This window comes from Citrobacter sp. Cpo030, from assembly GCF_030333005.1.
Classification (GTDB): Bacteria; Pseudomonadota; Gammaproteobacteria; order Enterobacterales; family Enterobacteriaceae; genus Citrobacter; species Citrobacter portucalensis.
In genome coordinates this window covers 130,360-154,438 of record NZ_JAOWGT010000068.1, presented here as the reverse complement: position 1 = coordinate 154,438, position 24,079 = coordinate 130,360, and the positions used below count along the sequence as shown (strand labels likewise).

Genomic DNA, 24,079 nt, shown 5'->3' with positions numbered 1-24,079 from the left:
GCGATACATTGAGCTAACCGATACTAATGAACCGTGAGGCTTAACCTTACAACGCCGAAGATGTTTTGGCGAAAGACAGACATCGATTTCAGCTTGATTACAGATAACATCGACATGCAAAAGCGTGTTGATAAACAGAATTTGCCTGGCGGCTGTAGCGCGGTGGTCCCACCTGACCCCATGCCGAACTCAGAAGTGAAACGCCGTAGCGCCGATGGTAGTGTGGGGTCTCCCCATGCGAGAGTAGGGAACTGCCAGGCATCAATTAAAGTGAAGAAGCCCATCCTGCCGGATGGGCTTTTTTGCGTCTGTGCGGGATGAAAACCGCCGGATGCGGCGTGCCGCCTTATCCGGCCTGCAGGGGCTGGGCTGAACGTATTTTGCAGGCCTGATAAGCGCAGCGCATCAGGCAACACGTCTGCACACTGCCGGATGCGGCGTATCGCCTTATCCGGCCTACAAAAGCTAGTCCTGCTACCCTCGTACGAGGTTGAGTAACGGGTACGGTCGTCCGAGATCGTCCACCTCTGTACGTCCCGTCACGCTAAATCCCATCTTCTTATAGAATCCAACCGCCTGCTCATTCTGCTCGTTAACATTGGTTGTTAGCGTTGAACTCATTGATAAAGCATGTTCAATCAGCAGTTTACCAACGCCACTACCACGCACATCCGGATCGACAAACAAAGCATCTATATGCTGGTCGGTCAGGAGCATAAAGGCGACGGGCTCATCCTGTTCTGTCACTGCAACCCACAGAGGGGCTTCTGGTAAAAATGAACGTACCAGCTCCTCCAGCTCAATCCGATAATCCGCAGAGAGGAAATGGTGCGTGGCATCTACTGAGCGACACCAAATAGAAACTAACTTATCTCCTTCGTCCTGACGCGAACGACGAATGGTAAGGTTCATAGCATTCTCCTTTTTTTCTTTACTGCACTATTCTACAGCAAGGAGCCGTGAAACTTTCTCAACTTGAGGATGCAGGCTCGACATTCGCATGATTCCTGGGTATCTTCAGCTATCTGGATGTCTAAACGTTTAAACGTATGTTGTGAGGTTATCAGGTTATGCCAATTCGCGTGCAGGACGAGCTACCCGCCGTCAATTTCTTGCGTGAGGAAAACGTCTTCGTGATGACGACATCCCGCGCTTCCGGTCAGGAAATTCGTCCACTGAAGGTGCTCATCCTCAACCTGATGCCCAAGAAGATTGAAACGGAAAACCAGTTCTTGCGCTTATTGTCTAACTCACCTCTACAGGTAGATGTTCAGCTATTGCGCATCGATGCCCGCGAGTCACGCAACACCCCAACGGAGCATCTGAATAACTTCTACTGTAATTTCGAGGATATCTGCGATCAGAACTTTGACGGGTTGATCGTGACCGGCGCGCCGTTGGGCCTGGTTGAATTTAATGATGTGGCTTACTGGCCGCAGATTAAGCAAGTGCTTGAATGGGCCAAAGATCACGTTACCTCGACGCTATTTGTCTGTTGGGCGGTGCAGGCCGCGTTGAATATCCTGTACGGAATTCCCAAGCAAACCCGCACGGACAAACTCTCAGGCGTCTATGAGCACCATATTCTGCACCCTCATGCGCTTCTGACGCGTGGATTCGATGATGCGTTCCTGGCCCCGCATTCCCGCTATGCTGATTTCCCTGCAGCGCTTATTCGCGACTACACCGATCTCGAGATCTTTGCTGAAACCGAAGAGGGAGATGCCTACCTGTTTGCCAGCAAAGACAAACGTATCGCCTTCGTGACGGGTCATCCTGAGTATGACGACCATACACTCGGCAGCGAATATTTTCGTGACGTCGAAGCGGGCTTATCGCCGGAAGTACCCTATAACTATTTCCCGAAAGATGACCCGCAAAACAAACCGCGGGCAACCTGGCGTAGCCACGGTAATTTGTTGTTTACCAACTGGCTCAACTATTACGTCTACCAGATCACGCCATATGATCTGCGTCACATGAATCCAACGCTGGATTAATCTTCTGTAGCAGACGATCCTTAAGCGTTTCAGCATATTGAATCAGGCACCTTCGGGTGCCTTTTTTATTTCCGAAACGCACCTCATCGTGTAATTAAATTTTATTTATATTGTTATCAATAGGTTAATTGATAATTAAATTAAAAATGGAAATTGTTTTTGATTTTGAAATTTAAATGAGTAGTCTTAGTTGTGCTGAACGAAAAGCGCACAACGATCCTTCGTTCGCATTGGGGATGTGTTTGGATCAATGACGAGGAACTACGCAATGAATCAACAGGCAACGACAACCGATGAACTGGTCTTTACCAGGCCGCGTGGCGAACAGGAACAGCAAATTCTGACCGCTGAAGCTGTGGAGTTTCTGACTGAACTGGTGACAAGATTTACGCCAAAACGGAATAAACTTCTGGCTGCACGTATCCAGCAGCAGCAGGATATTGATGACGGTAAGTTGCCTGATTTTATTTCGGAAACAGCTTCCATTCGTGAAGGTAACTGGAAAATTCGCGGAATTCCTGATGATTTACTGGATCGCCGCGTAGAGATCACCGGACCCGTTGAGCGCAAGATGGTCATCAACGCGCTGAACGCGAACGTCAAAGTCTTTATGGCTGACTTCGAAGATTCACTGGCTCCTGAGTGGAGCAAAGTTATCGACGGGCAGATCAACCTGCGCGATGCGGTCAATGGCACCATTAGCTACACCAACGAAGCGGGTAAAATTTATCAGCTCAAGCCTAATCCGGCTCTGTTGGTATGTCGCGTTCGTGGTCTGCATCTGCCGGAAAAACACGTCACCTGGCGTGGCGAATCTATCCCGGGCAGCCTGTTCGACTTTGCCCTCTATTTCTTCCACAACTACAAAACGTTGCTGGCGAAAGGCAGCGGCCCTTATTTCTATCTGCCAAAAACGCAGGCCTGGCAAGAAGCGGCATGGTGGAGCGAAGTGTTCAGCTATGCAGAGGACCGCTTTAACCTGCCGCGCGGCACCATTAAAGCGACCCTGCTGATTGAAACGCTGCCTGCCGTCTTCCAGATGGACGAAATTCTGCACGCCCTGCGTGACCACATTGTGGGTCTGAACTGCGGTCGTTGGGACTACATTTTTAGCTATATCAAAACGCTGAAGAACCATCCGGATCGCGTGCTGCCGGACCGTCAGGTGGTGACGATGGATAAGCCATTCCTCAGCGCCTATTCGCGTCTGCTGATTAAAACCTGTCATAAACGTGGCGCATTCGCGATGGGCGGCATGGCAGCGTTCATTCCCAGCAAAGATGCGGAACGTAACAACCAGGTTTTGACCAAGGTAAAAGCGGACAAAGCACTGGAAGCGAATAACGGTCATGACGGCACATGGATTGCCCATCCGGGACTGGCCGATACCGCTATGGCGGTGTTCAACGACGTACTCGGTGAAAACAAAAATCAGCTGTTCGTGACCCGTGAAGAAGATGCCCCGATTACCGCAGAGCAACTGCTGGCACCTTGTGAAGGTGAGCGTACTGAAGAAGGCATGCGCGCCAATATCCGTGTCGCGGTGCAGTACATCGAAGCGTGGATCTCCGGTAACGGCTGCGTACCGATTTACGGTCTGATGGAAGATGCGGCCACCGCCGAAATCTCCCGTACCTCCATTTGGCAGTGGATCCACCACCAGAAGACGCTCAGCAACGGCAAGCCGGTTACCAAACCGCTGTTCCGTCAGATGCTGGCCGAAGAGATGCTGGTGATTCAGGACGAGCTGGGCGAACACCGCTACAGCAGCGGGCGTTTTGACGATGCCGCGCGCCTGATGGAGCAAATCACTACTTCTGATGAACTGATCGATTTCTTGACCCTGCCAGGCTACCGCCTGCTGGCGTAATCCACCACATAACAATATGGAGCATCTGCACATGAAAACCCGTACTCAACAAATCGAAGAATTACAGAAAGAATGGACTCAACCGCGCTGGGAAGGCATCACCCGTCCATATAGCGCGGAGGAAGTGGTGAAATTACGTGGCTCGGTCAACCCGGAATGCACGCTGGCGCAGCTTGGCGCGGCGAAAATGTGGCGTCTGCTGCACGGCGAATCGAAGAAAGGTTATATCAACAGCCTCGGCGCGCTGACCGGCGGTCAGGCGCTGCAGCAGGCGAAAGCCGGTATTGAAGCGGTCTACCTTTCAGGCTGGCAGGTGGCGGCAGATGCCAACCTGGCATCCAGCATGTACCCGGACCAATCGCTGTATCCGGCGAACTCCGTCCCGGCGGTGGTGGATCGGATCAACAACACATTCCGTCGCGCCGATCAGATCCAATGGTCAACCGGTATTGAGCCGAACGATCCTCGCTATGTCGATTACTTCCTGCCGATCGTTGCCGATGCGGAAGCAGGGTTTGGCGGCGTACTGAACGCGTTTGAACTGATGAAATCGATGATTGAGGCTGGTGCAGCGGCCGTTCACTTCGAAGATCAGCTCGCATCGGTGAAAAAATGTGGTCACATGGGCGGCAAAGTGCTGGTTCCGACTCAGGAAGCTATCCAGAAACTGGTGGCCGCCCGTCTGGCAGCCGACGTCATGGGTGTGCCGACGCTGGTGATTGCACGTACCGATGCTGACGCAGCCGACCTGATTACGTCTGACTGCGACCCATACGACAGCGAGTTCATCACTGGCGAGCGTACCAGCGAAGGGTTCTACCGCACGCATGCGGGCATTGAGCAGGCGATCAGTCGCGGCCTGGCCTACGCACCGTATGCGGATCTGGTGTGGTGTGAAACCTCCACGCCGGACCTCGAACTGGCGAAGCGTTTTGCCGATGCGATCCATGCTAAATACCCTGGCAAACTGCTGGCCTACAACTGTTCGCCGTCGTTTAACTGGCAGAAAAACCTGGACGACAAAACCATCGCCAGCTTCCAGCAGCAGCTGTCGGATATGGGTTACAAATACCAGTTCATTACCCTGGCGGGTATCCACAGCATGTGGTTCAACATGTTCGACCTCGCACACTCCTATGCGCAGGGTGAAGGCATGCGCCACTATGTTGAGAAGGTTCAGCAGCCAGAATTTGCGGCAGCTAAAGACGGTTACACCTTCGTCTCCCATCAGCAGGAAGTGGGCACAGGTTACTTCGATAAAGTCACCACCATCATTCAGGGCGGAGCTTCCTCGGTGACCGCGCTGACCGGCTCGACCGAAGAATCGCAGTTTTGATGAATGCCCGGTGGCGCTGCGCTTACCGGGCCTACGAAGGGATGTAGGCCGGATAAGCGAACGCGCCATCCGGCATGACGTTGTGCCGGATGGGAGACATTGATGACGCGTGGCCTGGAATTACTGATTGCTCAGACTATCTTGCAAGGTTTCGACGCCCAGTACGGGCGTTTTCTGGAAGTCACCTCCGGCGCGCAGCAGCGTTTTGAACATGCTGACTGGCATGCGGTTCAACAGGCGATGAAAAGCCGTATTCACCTTTACGATCATCACGTGGGTCTGGTGGTGGAGCAGTTGCGCTGCATTACTGACGGCAAAAGTACCGACGCGGATTTTTTACTTCGCGTGAAAGAGCATTACACCCGGCTACTGCCGGATTACCCGCGCTTCGAGATTGCGGAGAGTTTCTTTAACTCCGTTTACTGTCGGTTATTTGACCACCGCTCGCTGACTCCCGAGCGGCTGTTTATTTTTAGTTCTCAGCCAGAGCGCCGTTTTCGCACGATCCCACGTCCGCTGGCGAAAGACTTTTTTCCGGATACCGGCTGGGAGTGGCTGCTGACACGCGTCCTTAGCGATCTGCCCCTGCGTCTGCCGTGGCAGAACAAACATCGTGATATCCACTACATCATCGAACACCTGACCGAAACCCTGGGAGCGGATGTGTTGTCGGGTTGCCATTTACAGGTGGCGAACGAACTGTTTTATCGCAACAAGGCTGCCTGGCTGGTCGGTAAGTTGATTACTCCTTCGGGGACGCTACCGTTTTTACTGCCAATCCACCGGACTGATGAAGGCGAATTGTTTGTCGATACCTGTCTGACCACGACGGCGGAGGCGAGTATTGTGTTTGGCTTCGCCCGCTCCTATTTTATGGTTTACGCCCCTTTGCCCGCGGCGCTGGTGGAGTGGCTGCGCGAGATCCTGCCCGGTAAAACCACAGCCGAACTGTACATGGCGATTGGCTGTCAGAAACACGCGAAGACCGAAAGTTACCGCGAATATCTGCTCTATCTTGCCCATTGCGATGAGCAGTTTATTGAAGCGCCTGGGATCCGCGGCATGGTGATGTTGGTGTTTACGCTGCCGGGTTTTGACCGGGTGTTTAAAATCATCAAAGACAAATTTGCCCCGCAAAAAGAGATGTCTGCCGCCCATGTCCGCGCCTGCTATCAACTGGTCAAAGAACACGATCGTGTTGGGCGGATGGCTGACACCCAGGAATTCGAGAATTTTGTGCTGGAGAAACGGCAAATCGATCCGGCGCTGATGGCGCTGTTATTGCAGGAAGCCCCGGAAAAAATTACCGATCTCGGCGATCAGATCGTCATTCGCCATCTGTATATTGAACGACGGATGGTGCCGCTGAATATCTGGCTGGAGCAGGTCGAAGGTCAGCAACTGCGCGATGCCATTGAAGAGTATGGCAACGCCATTCGTCAGTTGGCCGCCGCCAATATTTTCCCCGGCGATATGCTGTTTAAGAACTTCGGCGTGACCCGTCACGGGCGCGTGGTGTTCTACGACTACGATGAAATCTGCTACATGACGGAGGTGAATTTCCGCCATATCCCGCCGCCACGCTACCCGGAAGATGAGATGAGCGCTGAGCCGTGGTACAGCGTATCGCCGGGAGATGTCTTCCCGGAAGAGTTTCGTCACTGGCTATGTGCCGACCCGCGTATAGGGCCGCTATTTGAAGAGATGCACGCTGACCTGTTCAGCGCTGACTACTGGCGCGGCCTACAGACGCGCATCAAAAACGGTCACGTGGAAGATGTTTACGCCTACCGGCGTCGGCAACGGTTCAGCGTACGTTATGAAACCGACCGTAGGCCGGATAAGGCGCTCGCGCCGCCATCCGGCAATGTGCGCCGTGCCTGATGCGCTCGCTTATCAGGCCTACAAATCTGCACTAACCCTGGACAGTAGGCCGGGTTAGGCGTAGCCGCTACCCGGCAACCCCATCTTAGCGAAATCCACCGTACGCCAGCGTCACTTCTTTCGCCGCTTTGATCGCCATGGCGCCAAACTCGGTCACGCGATCGTCGGTAATACGCGAAATGGGTCCGGAGATGGAAATCGCAGCAAATGGCTCGCGGTGCTCGTCATAAATGCACGACGCCACGCAGCGCAGACCCAGCGCATGTTCCTCATCATCAAAGGAATAGCCGCGCTTGCGCGTCTGGGCCAAATCCTCTTTCAGATGCACTGGCGACACCAGCGTGGCGTGTGTATAAGCATGCAGGCCTTTGCGGTGCAGCAGGCCAGTCACTTGTTCTTCGCTCAGTTGGGATAAAAACGCCTTACCCGCACCGGAGGCGTGCATCGGCAGCTTGCCGCCGATAGGCGCGGACATGCGCATCAGTTGGGTGCACTGCACCTGGTCGATAATAATGGCCTGATGATCGCTTTGATCCAGCACGGCCAGGTTTACCGTCTCACCGGAATCTTCCATCAGCTTGCGCAGGATCGGATGGACAATCGCCAGCAGATTACGGCTTTGCAAAAAGCTGCTGCCGACGATGAACGCATGCGCACCTACGGCCCAGTGGCCTAATTCACCCACCTGACGGACAAAACCCTGCTGCTGCATGGTGGTCAGCAAACGGTGAGTCGTGGAGTTTGGCAGGCCAGCCTGCTGCGCCAGCTCGGTCAGCGCCACGCTGCCGTTGGATTCCGCAATCCACTCCAGCAGCTTCAGGCCGCGGGTCAGAGACTGAACCTGCCCGGTTGCAGGTGCAGTAGCGGCGGCGGGTTTTCTACCGCGTTTCGCGGGGACAGTGGCTACCATGGCAGACTCCTTTTCTGTATCGTGGAAATCATTTTCGTTTTATTCAATTATAATGCAAGAATTCCTGCACTGATCGGATGAGTGAAGCTGAACATGTCTCATGTTGGCCGTTGTTCTCTTTTCCGCCTCTCAGGTTTGTGCCAGTATGGCCTGTTGAGTTTTTTTCGGTCTGGTTGAGCGTTGTCGGGAGCGAGTGTGAGCAGCAAAGTAGAACAATTACGTCAGCAGTTAAATGAACGTATTCTGGTGCTGGACGGCGGTATGGGCACCATGATCCAGGGATATCGTCTGAGCGAAGAGGATTTCCGCGGCGAACGCTTTGCCGACTGGCCGTGCGATCTGAAAGGCAACAACGACCTGTTGGTGCTCAGCAAACCGGAGGTCATCGCCGCTATCCATAACGCCTACTTTGAGGCGGGCGCGGATATCATCGAAACCAACACCTTTAACTCCACGACCATCGCCATGGCGGATTATCAGATGGAATCCCTGTCGGCGGAAATCAACTTTGCGGCAGCCAAACTGGCGCGTGCGGCGGCTGACGAATGGACGGCGCGCACGCCGGAAAAACCGCGCTACGTCGCGGGCGTGCTCGGCCCAACGAACCGTACGGCGTCTATCTCGCCTGATGTTAACGACCCGGCTTACCGCAACATTACCTTTGATCAGCTGGTGGCCGCCTACCGTGAATCCACCAAAGCGCTGGTGGAAGGCGGCAGTGACCTGATCCTGATTGAAACCGTCTTCGATACTCTGAACGCCAAAGCCGCTATTTTCGCGGTTAAAACTGAATTCGAAGCGCTGGGCGTTGAGCTGCCGATTATGCTCTCCGGCACCATCACCGACGCTTCCGGCCGTACGCTTTCCGGCCAGACTACCGAAGCATTCTACAACTCCCTGCGCCACGCCGATGCGCTGACCTTCGGTCTGAACTGCGCGTTAGGTCCGGACGAGCTGCGCCAGTACGTGCAGGAACTGTCACGCATTGCCGAATGCTACGTGACTGCGCACCCGAACGCCGGTCTGCCGAACGCCTTTGGTGAATACGATCTCGACGCCGATACCATGGCGACGCAGATTCGCGAGTGGGCTGAGGCCGGTTTCCTGAATATCGTCGGCGGCTGCTGCGGCACCACGCCGGAACATATCGCCGCCATGAGCCTCGCGGTGGATGGCTTACCGCCGCGCCGCTTGCCGGAAATCCCGGTTGCCTGCCGCCTTTCCGGCCTTGAGCCGCTGAACATCGGCGACGACAGCCTGTTTGTGAACGTCGGCGAGCGTACCAACGTCACCGGTTCGGCGAAATTTAAGCGCCTGATCAAAGAAGAGAAATACAGCGAAGCGCTGGACGTCGCCCGTCAGCAGGTGGAAAGCGGCGCGCAGATCATCGATATCAACATGGATGAGGGGATGCTCGATGCCGAAGCGGCAATGGTGCGTTTCCTCAACCTGATCGCCGGTGAGCCGGATATCGCCCGCGTGCCGATTATGATCGACTCCTCGAAATGGGACGTCATCGAGAAAGGCCTGAAGTGCATTCAGGGTAAAGGCATCGTTAACTCCATCTCGATGAAAGAGGGGGTTGAGACCTTTATCCATCATGCGAAGCTGCTGCGTCGCTACGGTGCCGCGGTGGTGGTGATGGCCTTTGACGAGCAAGGGCAGGCCGACACCCGCGCACGTAAAATCGAAATCTGCCGTCGGGCGTACAAAATTCTTACCGAAGAGGTGGGCTTCCCGCCGGAAGATATCATCTTCGACCCGAACATCTTTGCTGTCGCGACCGGTATTGATGAGCACAACAACTACGCGCAGGACTTTATCGGCGCGTGTGAAGACATCAAACGCGAACTGCCGCACGCGCTGATCTCCGGCGGCGTTTCTAACGTTTCATTCTCGTTCCGTGGCAACGACCCGGTACGTGAAGCCATTCACGCGGTATTCCTCTACTACGCCATTCGCAACGGCATGGACATGGGGATCGTCAACGCCGGACAGCTGGCAATTTATGACGACCTGCCCGCCGAGCTGCGCGATGCGGTTGAAGATGTGATCCTCAACCGTCGTGACGATGGCACCGAACGACTGCTGGAGCTGGCAGAGAAATATCGCGGCAGCAAAACTGACGACACGGCGAATGCCCAGATGGCGGAATGGCGGACCTGGGACGTGAAAAAGCGCCTCGAATACTCGCTGGTGAAAGGCATTACCGAGTTTATTGAGCTGGATACCGAGGAAGCGCGCCAGCAGGCAGCGCGTCCGATCGAAGTTATTGAAGGACCGCTGATGGACGGCATGAACGTCGTTGGCGATCTGTTCGGCGAAGGCAAAATGTTCCTGCCGCAGGTGGTGAAATCCGCCCGCGTGATGAAGCAGGCGGTGGCGTACCTCGAACCGTACATTGAGGCCAGCAAAGAGAAAGGCTCCAGCAACGGTAAAATGGTCATCGCGACCGTGAAGGGCGATGTGCACGATATCGGCAAAAACATTGTTGGCGTGGTGCTGCAATGTAACAACTACGAAATCGTCGATCTTGGCGTGATGGTGCCAGCGGAGAAAATCCTCAGAACGGCGCGTGAAGTGAATGCCGACTTGATAGGCCTTTCCGGGCTGATTACCCCGTCGCTGGATGAAATGGTCAACGTGGCGAAAGAGATGGAGCGTCAGGGATTCACTATTCCGCTGCTGATTGGCGGTGCGACCACCTCAAAAGCGCACACGGCGGTGAAAATTGAGCAGAACTACAGCGGCCCGACGGTGTACGTGCAGAACGCCTCGCGTACCGTTGGCGTGGTGGCTGCGCTGCTCTCTGACACCCAGCGCGATGACTTTGTCGCCCGTACGCGTAAAGAGTACGAAACCGTGCGTATCCAGCATGCGCGTAAGAAACCGCGTACCCCGCCAGTAACGTTACAGGCTGCTCGCGACAACGATCTGGCCTTCGACTGGGAAAACTACACCCCGCCGGTGGCGCACCGTCTGGGCGTGCAGGAAGTGGAAGCTAGCATCGAAACTCTGCGCAATTACATCGACTGGACGCCGTTCTTTATGACCTGGTCGCTGGCCGGGAAATACCCGCGCATTCTTGAAGATGAGGTGGTGGGAGAAGAGGCGAAGCGCCTGTTCAAAGACGCCAACGACATGCTGGATAAACTCAGCGCTGAGAAGACCCTGAATCCGCGCGGCGTAGTGGGGTTATTCCCGGCCAACCGCGTGGGTGACGACATCGAGATTTACCGTGACGAGACGCGTACGCACGTTATCAACGTGAGTCATCACCTACGCCAGCAGACGGAAAAAGTCGGTTTCGCCAACTACTGCCTGTCTGACTTTGTTGCGCCGAAACTGAGCGGCAAAGCGGATTACATCGGTGCTTTCGCGGTGACCGGTGGTCTGGAGGAAGATGCGCTGGCGGATGCCTTCGAAGCCCAGCATGACGACTACAACAAGATCATGGTGAAAGCGATCGCTGACCGTCTGGCGGAAGCGTTCGCAGAATATCTGCATGAGCGCGTGCGTAAAGTCTACTGGGGCTATGCGGCGAATGAGAATCTCAGTAACGAGGAGCTAATCCGCGAAAACTACCAGGGGATTCGCCCGGCACCGGGTTATCCGGCGTGTCCGGAACACACCGAAAAAGCCACCATCTGGGAGCTGCTGGATGTGGAAGCGCACACCGGGATGAAACTCACCGAATCTTTCGCCATGTGGCCAGGCGCGTCGGTCTCCGGCTGGTATTTCAGTCATCCGGACAGCAAGTACTACGCCGTGGCGCAAATCCAGCGCGATCAGGTTGAAGATTATGCATTCCGTAAAGGCATGAGCGTGGCAGAAGTGGAGCGCTGGTTAGCGCCGAACCTCGGCTATGACGCCGACTGATTCACAAAACTGTCATCTTTCTTTACAACAAACAGGGCGCTCAATGAGTGCCCTGTCTCTTTATTACGTTTAAACCCTTATACTGAAAGGGGGCCGTTGCCGGATGGCGGCGTAAACGCCTTATTCGGCCTACATAGGGATGATTTGTAGGCCTGATAAGCGCAGCGCCATCAGGCAAATGAGCCTCAAAAAACCATAAAAATAAGGAGAACCTGATTCCGTGTTAACTCTGTTACACCTGCTTTCTGCCGTCGCGATGCTGGTTTGGGGTACGCATATTGTGCGTACCGGCGTGATGCGCGTCTTTGGCGCCCGCTTGCGTACCGTGCTCAGCCGTAGCGTTGAAAAGAAGCCGCTCGCCTTTTGTGCAGGTATCGGCGTAACGGCGCTGGTGCAAAGTAGCAACGCCACCACCATGCTGGTGACCTCGTTTGTTGCACAAGATCTCGTGGCGCTCACCCCTGCGCTGGTCATAGTGCTCGGCGCCGACGTGGGGACCGCGCTGATGGCGCGTATCCTGACCTTCGATCTCTCCTGGCTGTCGCCACTGCTGATTTTTATCGGCGTGATCTTCTTTCTCGGTCGTAAGCAGTCCCGCGTGGGGCAACTGGGGCGGGTTGGTATTGGACTGGGGTTGATTTTGCTGGCGCTGGAGCTGATTGTGCAGGCGGTAACGCCGATCACCCAGGCTAATGGTGTACAGGTTATTTTTGCCTCGCTCACCGGCGATATTATGCTCGATGCGCTGATTGGCGCCATGTTTGCGATTATCAGTTACTCCAGCCTGGCGGCGGTGCTGCTGACGGCCACGCTGACCGCGGCAGGTATTATCTCGTTCCCGGTGGCGTTGTGTCTGGTGATTGGTGCCAACCTCGGGTCCGGCCTGCTGGCGATGTTGAATAACAGCGCCGCTAACGCCGCAGCACGTCGTGTGGCGCTCGGTAGCCTGCTGTTTAAGCTGGTGGGGAGCCTGATTATCCTGCCGTTTGTTCATCCGCTGGCCAATCTGATGGATGAACTGCCGCTGCCGAAATCTGAACTGGTTATCTACTTCCACGTCTTCTACAACCTGGTGCGCTGCGTGGCGATGGTGCCGTTCGCCGAACCGATGGCGCGTTTTTGTAAGCGCATCATCCGCGATGAGCCGGAGCTGGATGCACATCTTAAACCCAAACATCTGGACGTCAGCGCGCTGGATACGCCGACGCTCGCTCTGGCCAATGCCGCCCGCGAAGCCCTGCGTATCGGCGACGCGATGGAGCAGATGATGGACGGGCTGAAGAAGGTGATGCATGGCGAGCCGCGTGAAGAAAAAGAGCTGCGCAGGATGGCGGACGACATTAACGTGCTGTACACGGCAATTAAGCTCTATCTGGCGCGGATGCCAAAGGATGAGCTGGCGGAAGAGGAATCGCGCCGTTGGGCGGAGATTATCGAAATGTCGCTCAACCTTGAGCAGGCTTCCGATATTGTCGAACGTATGGGCAGCGAGATAGCCGATAAGTCGCTGGCCGCCCGCCGGGCATTCTCTGTCGAAGGGCTGAAAGAACTGGATGCGCTCTACGATCAGTTGCTCAGCAATCTGCAGCTGGCGATGTCGGTGTTCTTCTCAGGAGATGTGACCAGTGCCCGTCGTCTGCGCCGCAGCAAGCACCGCTTCCGTATTCTCAATCGTCGTTATTCGCATGCGCACGTTGACCGTCTGCATCAACAGAACGTGCAGAGCATCGAGACCAGCTCGTTGCACCTGGCGCTGTTGGGCGATATGCAGCGTCTGAACTCGCTGTTTTGCTCCGTGGCTTACAGCGTGCTGGAACAGCCGGATGAAGACGATGGGCGGGATGATTTTTGAGTGAGGTGAAGCGGTAGGCCGGATAAGGCATTTATGCCGCCATCCGGCAATGTTGTCGTTTACTTTGTAGGCCGGATAAGGCGAAGCCGCATCCGGCAATGTGCGCTGAACTGCCTGATGGCGCTGCGCTTATCAGGCCTACAGTTGTAGCCCGGATAAAGCGAAGCCGCCATCCGGCATCAGACAATAAATCAACTAAAAGCAGTGGCCTGCTTCAACGGCAGCCGCCTCTTCACCTGCTTTAAAGATATACGTGGTGTTCGGGCCGCCAAGCACCGCCTGACCGTTACTCACTTTGATCCAGTTACCTTCCGGCAAGCCAATCACCGTCAGCTCTGGTGCCACAACCAGCAGCTCGCGGATACGCTGTTCACGCGTTTCGCCTTTATGGCCTTCCGGCAGCGCGTTGGTGAAGTGTGGGTTAATTTGCAGCGGGAACAGACCGAGCGCATCAAAGCCTTTTGGATCAACAATCGGCATGTCGTTGGTGGTGCGGATGGTCTGGCAGGCGAGGTTAGAACCCGCGCTCCAGCCAATGTACAGCGCACCGCGTTTGACGACATCCACAATCGGCGCCAGCAGTCCGCGTTCGCGGCTTTCTTTCAGTAACTGGAAGGTATTACCCCCGCCGACAATCACCAGCTCTGCGTTTTCAATAGCGGCAATCGGGTCGGCAACGGTATGAATACCCGTAACGTTGACGCCCATTGGCGCAAAGATGGCTGCCGTTTTCGCCGTGTACTCATCCCAGGTTTGCGTCACGCCAGCGAAAGGAATAAACACCGCCGTACGGCGACCATTCAGTTGCTCAGCAATCAGCGGCAGCGCATGTTCCATCCAGCCTTTGCCCGGCAGCGTCGAGTTACTCAATAAAAGCAGTTCCATCATTTCTCCATGTAATCAGAAAATTACAAACCGCGCTAATGCTACCACTATCAGCCAAACACCTTACTGATATGGCTCACGATGTTGGACGGGGAGATAGAAGCTGAGGCTATTTTTTAAGTGTCAATTCAATGCCGAGTACCTTCATCACTGCAAGGGTGGTTTTCAGCGTCGGGTTACCTTTCTCACTAAAAGAGCGATAAAGCTGCTCACGGGATAATCCCGTTTTTGCCGCAATGTTCGCTATTCCCTTAGCGCGAGCCACCACGCCCAGTGCTTTTGCTATGTACGCTGCATCGCCTGTTTCGAGGGCAATTAAATCAATGGGTGGAAGAAAACGGTTCGTTCAGTGATTTTCAAAGGACATTCTGATTAATGGCTATTAGAGCGCCCATCCCTGGCGCTCTGTTCCTGCTTCGTTACCCCGCCCGCGCAAATTCTGCCGCTTCGGCGATTAGCGCGTCATCCGGGCGTACGCCGGTGTACATGGCGAACTGCTCCACGGCCTGTAAGGCAATCACCTCTGCACCGCTGATGGTCTTTTTACCTAATTGCTGTGCCAGTTTGATTACCGGTGTTTCCGGCGGCAGGGCGACGACGTCAAACACCACGCTGGCGGCAGCGACTATCGCTTCGCTGTAGGCCAGTTCATCGCTCTCTTTACCGCCAGCCATGCCGACGGGCGTCACGTTGACCAGAATATCGCAGGTAATCCCTTCCGGCTGCGGTTGCCACTGGAAACCGTACTGTTTTGCCAGCGCCGGACCGCTCTCCCGGTTACGGGCGGCGACGATCACATCGCGAAAACCGGCATCGCGAAATGCAGCAATGACAGCTTTACCCATTCCACCGCTGCCGCGGATCATGACGCGTGCGTGGTTATCAAGCTGGTGGCTGGTAATCAGGCTTTTTACCGCAATGTAGTCGGTGTTAAATCCTGTCAGCGTACCGTTGTCATTGACAATGGTGTTGACGGAATCAATGACTTTTGCGGAAGGATCGATGGCATCCAGAAACGGCATGCAACTCTCTTTAAACGGCATAGAGACCGCACAGCCGCGAATCCCGAGCGCGCGAACGCCTTTCACTGCGGCCTCAATATCCTGCGTAGTAAAGGCTTTGTAGATAAAATTTAACCCTAACTTTTCATACAGATAGTTATGAAAGCGTGTGCCAAAGTTGCCGGGGCGACCGGCAAGCGACATGCACAACTGGGTGTCGCGGTTAATCATGTTAAATCTCCTCGGCGTGAGACAATATGTACTGTTCGGCTTCCTGCGACCAGATCCCCTGATGACGCTCCAGGATATCGCGCAAGGCCGGATCGTCAATCTGGGTGAGCGCAGTTAACGGCAATGCTTTTCCGGTGTAAACCAGTTTTTTACCCCCACCGACTTGCGGCAGTTCCAGCGTTGTTTCACCTGCCGCATTCAATCCCAGAATGTGCGTCACCACTTTTGCCGCCTGAACTTTCTTCTCTTCGATCAGTTTTACCGCCGCGCGCATGTCGTCGGTATTGCCGCCAGATGTCCCAACATAATGGGTGAAGGCATAGTGCACGTCGTAGAAGTTAATCGGCGCGCTAAACTGCTTATCCTGCGGACCGGCAAAGAAGTTCATGCAACCATCCGCAGCCAGCAAAGAAGAGGCCAGCGTGACCAGTTGTTCATTGGGCACAAACACAAAGATGTCATCAAACCCGTGCCCGCCGCTCAGCGCCATCAAGCTGTCATAACTCGCATCCTGCGCGTGGAGATAATGGATCAACGTTTGTGGTTCTGATGGATAGTGCTTGCGGGCGTAGCTCAGCTTGTCGTTATTGGTGTCGGTCACCACCAGCAGCGCTGGGTTAACCGGACCATGCAGCGCGTAGTCGATCGCCAGTAGTCCCATCGGCCCGGTGCCGCCGAGTATCAGTGTACGCCCCTGCGGACGAATGCCCATCTTGTGGTTATAAGTACCTTCCTGTAGGTGATAGTTGGCGTTGAATGCGCCAATCACGCAGGACAGCGGCTCAACCAGCGAGCCTTCAAAATAGGTTTCACCTTCGTAGGCCAACAGGCAGTCCTGCTCCATGACTTCATCAGGAATGATAACGTGCGTGGCTTCACCGCCTACCCACGGGAAGGAGTAGCCGGGGCAGTCCGGGCGATCCGGCAGTTGCAGGTTAGCCTGAATGACATAGCGCTGGCCGGGCTGAAACTTATGCTGCCATTTTTTCCCCACGGCAATAATATCGCCGCAAAACTCGTGACCGATGATGATCGGGTTGGTGGCTACATCGTCCGGCACCTTTTTGTGGTTCTCGCCCTGGTTAGCCTCTTTCCAGGAGGAAAGGCACAGGCTGTCGGTGACGACTGAGGCCAGAATTTCATCGTCCTGCATTTCAGGAAGATCGAAGGTTTCCAGGCGCAGATCGCGTTTACCATAAAGGCGTAAAGCTGTTGTTGTTTGCATTGTTACCACCTCTTCCTCTTTCGAGGACTATTTGTTGAAGTTGCCCCGGCATTGCCGGAGCGAAAAAATCAGGACAGGAAGCCCAGCGCGTTACCGATAATCCCCAGCGCAAACAGGGCGAAGATCAGCCATACCGGATTAATTTTCTTGTTGAGCAGACGCACCATCAGCAGCGTCAGACCCAGCGCCAGCAGGCCAGGGCAGAGTTGGTCGAGAATGTTCTGCACGGTCATGGTGACGGTGGTGCCGTCTGCGCCAGGCGTTTGCGATACCACCAGCGGCACGTTGATGCTGGTCCATTTGGTGACCAGCACCCCCATGACAAACAGGCCAAGAATCGATGCGCCTTCGGTCAGTTTCTGCAGCAGGTTGCCGCCCATATCGCTGACGATATTGACCCCTTTACGAAAGCCAAGCTGTAAGCCGTACCACTTCATGGCAAGACGTACTGCATTGAAAATAAAGAAGAACAATAGTGGGCCGAGAATGTTTCCGGACAGCGCCAGCGATGCGCCGAGCGCGGCGGTAATCGGGCGCAATGTTCCCCAGACCAACGGGTCGCCAACACCGGCCAGCGGACCCATCAGCCCAACTTTGATGCCGTTGATGGCCCCGTCGTCAATTTCTGCGCCGTTGGCGCGAGCTTCTTCCATCGCGGCGGTCACGCCAATCACCGGGCCGCACACGGCAGGCGTGGTGTTGAAAAACACCAGGTGGCGTTTGAGTGCTGCAACCTGGTCCTCTTTCAGCGGATACAGGCGCTTGATGGCAGGGATCATGTCGTAGCAAAAGCCCAGTCCATGAATGCGTTCAAAGTTGAATGACGCCTGTTGCAGGTTGGAGCGAACAAACATGCTAAACAGGTCGGATTTGGTTAGTTTTTTCTGTTCCATGGCTGGCTCCATTAGTCATCAAGCTGATCGAGAGCTTGAGAAGAGGCGGGTTGCGCCTGCGGTTCGGCTTTACGCCACTGTGGGTTCAACTGGATGTAGACCAGCGCGATAATCACGCCAACCCCACCGAAAGCCAGCAGACTCAAATCGAGATACCCCCCAGCGATAAACCCGAGGAAGAAGAAGGGCATCAGGTACTTCACGCCCATCATGCGCAGCACCATGGCGTAGCCGACCACCACGATAAAGCCACCGGCAATCTGCAATCCGCGGGTGACGAATTCCGGAATGGCGTTGAGCATATTGCTGACCATATCGGCGCTGACAAACAGCGAGACGATTAATGCAGGAATGGCAACGCGCAGCGCCTGTACGCCGAGAGCGGAAACGTGCAGCATGTCGATGGTGCGAAAGCGGGCGTCTTCGGCTGCTTTATCCGCCGCGTGCTGGAACACCACGGTGATGGTACGGGCAAAGACAGTTAGTACCTGACCTGCCGCCGCGACTGGCAGGGCGATGGCGATACCGGTAGCAATGCTTTGCTGACCGACGATAACCAGAATGGCGGAGATAATACTGGCGAGCGCCGAATCGGGAGACTGCGCTGCGCCGACGTTCATCCAACCAAGAGCGATTAACTCCAGCGTGCCGCCGAGCATAATCCCGGTTTTTAAATCACCAAGGATCAGGCCGATAACGGTACAAGCAATTAGCGGACGGTGGGTCTGGAACTCATCCAGCACGCTGCCCATTCCGGCAATACAGGAAAATAGGAATATGGCGATAATTTGTAGGGTACTTATTTCCATAATATGTCACCTTGTGAATGTGATCATCCCTGCCTGTTAAAGCATAAGAACACAGACATTTTTATTTATTCAGCGAACGATTGTTCTTCTATTTTTTCGAGAATATTAATAGATGGATCGGATGCGACGACGCGTAAATCCAGCGTGACACCCAGTTTAGCTAATTCTCGAAACGCATTAATGTCGTCACTGTCTAAAGAAACGGCTTTAGTTAATTGTTTTTTACCCGGTCGCCAGGCCATACCACCAATATTTAACGTGGCGATTTTCACGCCTTGCTTGACCATTGCTAATGCATCCTGTGGGCGGGTAAACAGATAAAAAACGGTTTCGTTCTGGTATTGCGGATTATGGTAAACCGCGACCGCCTTTTCGATATTAACGACGTTCACTTTTATTCCCGGTGGGGCGGCCTGACGTAATAATGTGCGACGTACTTCATCGTTATAAACGTCGTCATTACAGATAATAATCCGTTGGGCATTTGCCACCTTCGACCAGACGGTGGTGACCTGACCGTGGATCAGGCGGTCATCAATACGAGCAAGGGTAATGTTCATCAGAAATCCTCTTCGGTCGTTTCCAGATGTTGCCAGACGACACAGGTTTGTTGAGCAATGGTCGTCAGGTGTTCGCACAGTTCATCCACATTCATATTGCTTTGGTTGTCTACCAGTTCCAGCGCCAACGGCAGTGATAACCCGCTAATGACCCGTATCGCCGGATTGTGCATCGCCAGCGTCGCAGCGGCATTCCAGGGACTGCCACACTGCAAATCGACGGCAATCAGCCATTCATCGCCAGTGTGAATACTTACTAACTTTTTTAGCTTTTCCACAATGTCGCTGGCGTTCTCTCCGGGGACAAATGCCACGGCTTCAACGTTGGCATCACCGTAAACCATCTGTACTGATTCCAGCATGGCGCAGGCCAGTTTGCCGTGAGCACAGAAGATTGCATTGACCATAAAATCTCCTTAGCCGCGCGTTTTTCCGCCCGCAATGTTAGTGGTTACTCCGGTGATGTAACTGGCACGCTCAGATAAAAGATAACAAACAAAATCAGCGACTTCACTTAAGCGTCCTGAACGACCAATCGGGATCGCGTTCTTGGTGTAGCCCTCGCGCAGCTGTTCGACGGTGATGTTGCGGGTCCAGGCCAGCGCTTCTTCATACTCGGGGGTCCGCAGTCCGGTTTTTTCCAGAATGCCAGGTGCAATGCCAACTACACGGATGCCGTGTTTGCCCAACTCTTTCGACCAGGAACGGGTAAAGCTATTCAATGCGGCTTTGGTCGCGGCGTAACAGCTTTGACCTTCAGAACCTTCCAGTCCGCTTTCAGAAGAGACATTCACAATCACGCCGTTACGCTGTTTTACCATTTGGCGTGCCGCTGCCTGCGACATTAAGAACACACCTTTCTGGTTGATATTAACCATTTTTTCAAAAGCAGCTTCGTTGAGTTCGTATTGCCCGGCGGGTGCTTTTTCATCGACCAGCAGACGCGGAAAATTAACGCCAGCATTATTTACCAGCCCATCAATACGTCCGTAGCGTTGGATAATTTCAGCGACCGTATGATTAACCTCTTTGGCACTGGAAATATCCGTTGGCCAGAAATGATACCCGTCATTTCTATCGTATTTACCTTCTCCGCTATGAATGTCTGCCATTTGCACATTAGCGCCTTGCGCTAATAACTCCTCGACAATTGCCAGACCAATTCCGGATGCACCACCGGTAACAATAATGACTTTGCCCTGCAAGTTTAACCACGTTTGCATAATTAACTCCCGATTTCAGATAAGGGGATCCCACATAAATTTAATTATGGTAGGACCAATTAGAATTTATTTACTTCAACAATAACTCAGCGGTATTGCTGTTGGTGACTAAACAGTTAATATAATTCCCACGTAATGCGCCTAATATCCCACTGTATTTTTCTTCACCCATTGCAATGCCAATGGAGTAACGCGCCTGTTTTAATTTATTGGTTTCGATGGAGAGCGTCTTTTCACTCATATTGGTCTCTACGGTTACACCGTTGATATCGTAAAAGCGCGAGCAAATGTCTCCGGCGACCTGGCGGGCATGCAGGTCATCACTCTCTTCACTGCCGTAAAAAGCGTGCCAGTTAGCGCCATCACGTATCGCCGGAGATCCAATCCCGACCAGCGCGATGTCCAGATTATCCCAGTACGCAGAAATCGATTTAAAATGTCGTGACTGCATGATCCCGTTACGGATCAGCGGGTTTTCCAGCAGTGCCGGGAAATCTGCCAGGTGTGATTCCCCTTTGAGCTTTGCCGCAGCGCCGTAGGTCAGCGTATTGACGTGGTAGCGGCTTTCAAGCTTGCCGGATGGTCCGCCGATAATCGGCACACAGATCAGCTGGCGCGACTGGCTGGCAGGAGATAATCCTTCCACCAGTCCCCGTACCGCGCGGCCCCATGAGAACCCGATAATGTCCCCAGGTTCCAGTAAGCGTTCCAGCAACTGTGCGCCATGTGCGCCCATCATATTAAGTTGTTCATCTTCCTGCTCGCTATCGCAGGAGACTACGACCGCCTCTTTCAGGCCAAATTTCTGTTTTAGCTGCTGTTCCAGCCACAGATTTTCGTTGTAGTCGTAATTAATGGCGATGGTGACGATACCCTGCTCGCGTCCACGTTTTAGTAACCGGCTGATCGTGGTGCGATAAATACCCAGCTCGCGAGCTATTTGCGCTTGTGTCATATCCTGTTCGTAATACAGCTGCGCTATTTTTACGATCAGGCGGATATCATCGCTGTTTTCCGTCGCCATTTTTGGACTCCTGCACATTTGTGCAAATCACGAAATTGCCTTCTTGATCTGATATAACCCCATCTGTTCTCCATCTCAAAGCTATTTTCACTTATTTCAGTGCCCTGAAATGGCCGATTGTGTTGCACATTTGATGTGGTGATGGCGCGTTGTCGGCACAGATGTGCAAACCTCTCTAATGTATTGATTCTGCTTGTTTTCACTCAACAAAATTGCAGGGATGGATCGCTGACACTTTTGTGTCAAAAGGTGTGACGGATCACAAATAGCGTGTGGACAGTCGAACACGATTATTTTTTATCGTCCGCAAGGTAGGGTATATTTCGCTTTTAATACACAAAGTCATTCAAGTTGTATCAAGGCGGCAAGGGAGCGAACCTCCGGGAGCATAGATTGCTATGTGACCTGGGTGAGTGAGGGTAGCCAACGCAGAGACAGCTTGCAGGATGAAGTGTATACAGGAGAAATTATGCTGCCCGACTCATCTATCCGATTAAATAAATACATCAGTGAAAGCGGAATCTGCTCGCGTCGCGAGGCGGATCGCTTTATCGAACAAGGGAATGTCTTCCTGAATGGTAAACGCGCCACCATCGGCGATCAGGTGATGCCTGGCGACGTCGTAAAAGTAAATGGTCGGTTGATTGAGCCGCGTGAAGCGGAAGATCTGGTTTTTATCGCGCTGAACAAGCCGGTAGGGATTGTCAGCACCACGGAAGACAGCGAACGCGACAACATTGTTGATTTCGTGAATCACAGCAAGCGCGTGTTTCCAATTGGCCGTCTGGACAAAGATTCCCAGGGACTTATCTTTCTGACCAACCACGGCGACCTGGTGAATAAAATCCTGCGTGCCGGTAACGATCACGAAAAAGAGTATCTGGTGACGGTCGATAAGCCGGTCACTGATGACTTTATCCGTGGGATGGGGGCCGGTGTGCCCATTCTCGGTACCGTCACCAAAAAATGTAAGGTGAAGAAAGAAGCGCCGTTTGTGTTTCGCATTACGCTGATTCAGGGACTTAACCGTCAGATCCGTCGTATGTGCGAACACTTTGGCTATGAAGTTACCAAGCTTGAGCGTACGCGAATCATGAACGTTGGTTTGTCTGGTCTGCCGCTTGGTGAATGGCGCGACCTGACAGATGACGAACTGATCGATCTGTTCAAGCTGATTGAGAACTCGTCCTCAGAAGCCAAACCGAAGGCGAAAGCGAAGCCAAAAACCGCAGGCATTAAGCGTCCGGTGGTGAAAATCGAAAAATCAGCGGAGAAAGAAAAATCGCGCCCGGCGGCAAACGGTAAGCGTTTTACCTCTCCGGGGCGTAAGAAGAAGGGACGCTAACGTCTGCCGCGCGTCGGCGTATTTGCTGACCAGGAAAACGATGCTTCCGCATCCGGTTTATAGGCCTGCTTTTTCTTCAACTGGCGGGCTTTTTTAGCTTCTGCTTCGCGCAAGGCCATCAGTTTATCGATGTACTCTTTCTTGATGCTGTTGGTCTCTGCGTTGGTCAGCAGACGACCATGCGCAATGCGCGCGCGGTCGAGCAGCGTTTTCAGTTCACGCTGTTCGCGCTCGGTCATCTCTTTTTGGGTAATGCGGGGGAGTGCCATAAGGGTGCCCTCTGTTAGCCGATATCCTCAGTGTACGGTAATTCGTGCAGAATAAAACTAATCCTGAAAGAGCCTCGCAAAATATAGCTTGTTGAAGTGACGGAATTTCTATTCTGATTTAGCGTAATGACAGGAAAACGTGTGGGTTACACATTTTATTGTTGTATAAAATTTTATACAATTATGTGTTATGCTTTCAATAAAGCGGGCCTTAAAGCCCATTGTCTGGATTGGCAGTTCATTTGATGATTTACGAAGCTTTCCTGAAGATATACGTAAAACCGCTGGCTTTCAGCTACATCGTTTACAGGCTGGATTAGAAGCTGCTGACTGGAAGCCGATGCCAGAGATAGGTCGAGGTGTTGAGGAGGTAAGGCTCAGGTATGAATCTGGTGCATACCGAATCATCTACATTGCTCGCTATGCTAACGCGGTCTATGTACTGCATTGCTTCAATAAAAAGACGAAACGTACTTCTGAGCACGATAAACACATTGCTAAAGTTAGATATCGAACCGCTTTGCAAGAAGACAGGAATCAGAAATGAACAATACCGTTGATAATAAGGTTCGCCATGTAACCTCTCCGGATGTCAATATTTTTGCCGAACTGGGGTTTGCAGAAGCGGAAGCGAAGAGCTTAAAGCATGATGCTGAATGCGAGGTCGAACAACTCATTCGCCTGAAGCAGCAGTTGATGCAAGAAATTTCCGGATGGATTGATGAAAACCATCTGAAACAAGCGGAAGCTGCTGTGAAACTGAATATTTCCCGGCCCCGTGTTTCAGATGTTGTTAATCAGAAAACCAACAAATTTACCCTTGATGCGCTGGTCATGATGCTGGTGAAGTTAGGAAAACCAGTAACAGTTCAGATTGGGTAAT

General features: G+C 53.4%; 22 protein-coding genes and 1 rRNA gene. 10 read left to right on the top strand and 13 right to left on the bottom strand.

Annotated features, from left to right (window positions below):
• The first annotated feature begins 144 nt into the window (after positions 1-144).
• Positions 145-260 (top strand): 5S ribosomal RNA (gene rrf / locus OGY37_RS15670).
• A 214-nt stretch (positions 261-474) separates the two neighbouring features.
• Here the strand turns inward: rrf and OGY37_RS15665 are convergent.
• The gene (locus tag OGY37_RS15665; RefSeq protein WP_003826501.1) at positions 475-912 is read right to left on the bottom strand and encodes an acetyltransferase; all 438 of its coding nucleotides are present in this window, start codon (positions 910-912) and stop codon (positions 475-477) included.
• Positions 913-1,070: 158 nt separating this feature from the next.
• Between OGY37_RS15665 and metA the strand changes: the two genes are divergently transcribed.
• From metA to aceK, 4 genes are all read left to right on the top strand, one after another.
• Complete coding sequence (gene metA / locus OGY37_RS15660; protein ID WP_003826503.1) at positions 1,071-2,000, top strand: homoserine O-acetyltransferase MetA; 930 nt, start codon at positions 1,071-1,073, stop codon at positions 1,998-2,000.
• Between the two features lie 268 nt (positions 2,001-2,268).
• Entirely contained in the window at positions 2,269-3,870 is a 1,602-nt protein-coding gene (gene aceB / locus OGY37_RS15655) for a malate synthase A (protein WP_003031607.1), read from the top strand.
• 31 nt (positions 3,871-3,901) lie between these two features.
• Positions 3,902-5,206: an isocitrate lyase gene (gene aceA / locus OGY37_RS15650; RefSeq protein WP_003826506.1), complete on the top strand. Its 1,305-nt coding sequence runs from the start codon at positions 3,902-3,904 to the stop codon at positions 5,204-5,206.
• Positions 5,207-5,308: 102 nt separating this feature from the next.
• On the top strand, positions 5,309-7,090 hold the full coding sequence (gene aceK / locus OGY37_RS15645) for a bifunctional isocitrate dehydrogenase kinase/phosphatase (RefSeq protein WP_003826508.1): 1,782 nt from the start codon (positions 5,309-5,311) through the stop codon (positions 7,088-7,090).
• Positions 7,091-7,175: 85 nt separating this feature from the next.
• Here aceK and iclR read toward each other — a convergent pair whose 3' ends face one another.
• Positions 7,176-8,000: a glyoxylate bypass operon transcriptional repressor IclR gene (gene iclR, locus OGY37_RS15640; protein WP_003826510.1), complete on the bottom strand. Its 825-nt coding sequence runs from the start codon at positions 7,998-8,000 to the stop codon at positions 7,176-7,178.
• 195 nt (positions 8,001-8,195) lie between these two features.
• Here iclR and metH point away from each other — a divergent pair, with 195 nt between their 5' ends.
• Both metH and OGY37_RS15630 read left to right on the top strand, forming a co-directional pair.
• Positions 8,196-11,879, top strand: coding sequence for a methionine synthase (gene metH, locus OGY37_RS15635; protein WP_198579244.1), 3,684 nt, complete (start codon positions 8,196-8,198; stop codon positions 11,877-11,879).
• 220 nt (positions 11,880-12,099) lie between these two features.
• Positions 12,100-13,731 (top strand): Na/Pi cotransporter family protein, encoded by a 1,632-nt coding sequence (locus OGY37_RS15630; protein WP_003826514.1) that lies wholly within the window; start codon positions 12,100-12,102, stop codon positions 13,729-13,731.
• A 195-nt stretch (positions 13,732-13,926) separates the two neighbouring features.
• Here OGY37_RS15630 and pepE read toward each other — a convergent pair whose 3' ends face one another.
• The 10 genes from pepE to OGY37_RS15580 all read right to left on the bottom strand — a co-directional run bounded on the left by pepE (position 13,927) and on the right by OGY37_RS15580 (position 21,582).
• Positions 13,927-14,616, bottom strand: a complete 690-nt coding sequence (pepE, locus tag OGY37_RS15625) for a dipeptidase PepE (protein ID WP_286621186.1) — start codon at positions 14,614-14,616, stop codon at positions 13,927-13,929.
• A gap of 109 nt (positions 14,617-14,725) precedes the next feature.
• Positions 14,726-14,941, bottom strand: a complete 216-nt coding sequence (locus OGY37_RS15620; protein ID WP_232018068.1) for an addiction module antidote protein — start codon at positions 14,939-14,941, stop codon at positions 14,726-14,728.
• 94 nt (positions 14,942-15,035) lie between these two features.
• The gene (locus OGY37_RS15615) at positions 15,036-15,848 is read right to left on the bottom strand and encodes a shikimate 5-dehydrogenase (RefSeq protein WP_063941212.1); all 813 of its coding nucleotides are present in this window, start codon (positions 15,846-15,848) and stop codon (positions 15,036-15,038) included.
• 1 nt (position 15,849) lies between these two features.
• Positions 15,850-17,073: an L-sorbose 1-phosphate reductase gene (gene sorE / locus OGY37_RS15610; RefSeq protein ID WP_003826522.1), complete on the bottom strand. Its 1,224-nt coding sequence runs from the start codon at positions 17,071-17,073 to the stop codon at positions 15,850-15,852.
• Between the two features lie 68 nt (positions 17,074-17,141).
• Complete coding sequence (locus OGY37_RS15605) at positions 17,142-17,966, bottom strand: PTS system mannose/fructose/sorbose family transporter subunit IID (RefSeq protein ID WP_003031641.1); 825 nt, start codon at positions 17,964-17,966, stop codon at positions 17,142-17,144.
• Between the two features lie 11 nt (positions 17,967-17,977).
• A complete protein-coding gene (locus tag OGY37_RS15600) occupies positions 17,978-18,775 on the bottom strand; it encodes a PTS mannose/fructose/sorbose transporter subunit IIC (RefSeq protein WP_003826527.1) in 798 nt (265 codons plus the stop codon).
• 65 nt (positions 18,776-18,840) lie between these two features.
• Positions 18,841-19,335: a PTS sugar transporter subunit IIB gene (locus OGY37_RS15595; RefSeq protein WP_003826529.1), complete on the bottom strand. Its 495-nt coding sequence runs from the start codon at positions 19,333-19,335 to the stop codon at positions 18,841-18,843.
• Entirely contained in the window at positions 19,335-19,742 is a 408-nt protein-coding gene (locus OGY37_RS15590; RefSeq protein WP_286554708.1) for a mannose/fructose/sorbose PTS transporter subunit IIA, read from the bottom strand. The genes OGY37_RS15595 and OGY37_RS15590 overlap by 1 nt, the downstream gene beginning before the upstream one ends.
• A 9-nt stretch (positions 19,743-19,751) precedes the next feature.
• Entirely contained in the window at positions 19,752-20,558 is an 807-nt protein-coding gene (locus OGY37_RS15585) for an SDR family oxidoreductase (RefSeq protein ID WP_286554710.1), read from the bottom strand.
• A gap of 70 nt (positions 20,559-20,628) precedes the next feature.
• Positions 20,629-21,582 carry a sugar-binding transcriptional regulator gene (locus OGY37_RS15580; protein WP_003826536.1) on the bottom strand — a complete coding sequence of 318 codons (954 nt, stop codon included), beginning with the start codon at positions 21,580-21,582 and terminating at the stop codon, positions 20,629-20,631.
• A 469-nt stretch (positions 21,583-22,051) separates the two neighbouring features.
• Here OGY37_RS15580 and rluF point away from each other — a divergent pair, with 469 nt between their 5' ends.
• Positions 22,052-22,927, top strand: coding sequence for a 23S rRNA pseudouridine(2604) synthase RluF (gene rluF / locus OGY37_RS15575; RefSeq protein ID WP_008786901.1), 876 nt, complete (start codon positions 22,052-22,054; stop codon positions 22,925-22,927).
• Here rluF and OGY37_RS15570 read toward each other — a convergent pair.
• Complete coding sequence (locus OGY37_RS15570; RefSeq protein ID WP_003826541.1) at positions 22,924-23,196, bottom strand: YjbD family protein; 273 nt, start codon at positions 23,194-23,196, stop codon at positions 22,924-22,926. The two genes, rluF and OGY37_RS15570, sit on opposite strands and share 4 nt — an antisense overlap.
• 190 nt (positions 23,197-23,386) lie before the next feature.
• On the opposite strand from OGY37_RS15570, the gene OGY37_RS15565 reads away from it, so the two are divergent.
• Positions 23,387-23,743, top strand: a complete 357-nt coding sequence (locus OGY37_RS15565) for a type II toxin-antitoxin system RelE/ParE family toxin (protein WP_008786902.1) — start codon at positions 23,387-23,389, stop codon at positions 23,741-23,743.
• Entirely contained in the window at positions 23,740-24,078 is a 339-nt protein-coding gene (locus OGY37_RS15560; RefSeq protein WP_008786903.1) for a helix-turn-helix domain-containing protein, read from the top strand. Before OGY37_RS15565 ends, OGY37_RS15560 begins: the two co-directional genes overlap by 4 nt.
• Position 24,079 lies beyond the last annotated feature (1 nt).